Genomic DNA, 506 nt, shown 5'->3' with positions numbered 1-506 from the left:
GAAGAGCTCGGCCTTGAGCTCGGCCGCATTGGTCAGGTTGCCGTTATGCGACAGCACCAGGCCGAAGGGCGCGTTGACGTAGAACGGCTGGGCTTCGTCTTCGCTGTAGGCGTTGCCTGCCGTGGGGTAGCGCAMCTGGCCCAGGCCCACCGTGCCCGGTAGCGCGCGCATGTTGCGGGTGCGAAAGACGTCGCGCACCATGCCCTTGGCCTTGTGCATGTAGAACTTGCGCCCCTGCTGTGTGACGATGCCCGCGGCATCCTGGCCGCGATGCTGCAAAAGCAGCAGGCCGTCATAAATCAGTTGATTGACCGGGGCTTTGCTGACGACGCCGACTATCCCGCACATGGTGTTCCGATCATGATGAGTTGACTCTTCAAAGTTAAATTAAATACTTGGCAAACTGTTCGGGCAATACCGGCTTCAGGGCTTTGAGCGTGGCCGTCAACACCGGCGCGCCCTTTGATTCCCGCCACCAACTGCTGGACTTCAGCGCCGTCATATCG

General features: G+C 60.2%; 1 pseudogene. It reads right to left on the bottom strand.

The annotated features are described in order from the left end of the window. A pseudogene (locus AC1D1X_RS25445) lies at window positions 1–348 on the bottom strand (amidophosphoribosyltransferase); the annotation flags it as partial. Window positions 349–506: the final 158 nt, after the last annotated feature.

The organism is Polaromonas sp. P1_G4 (assembly GCF_056405475.1).
This window is presented reverse-complemented; position numbering and strand designations above follow the sequence as displayed.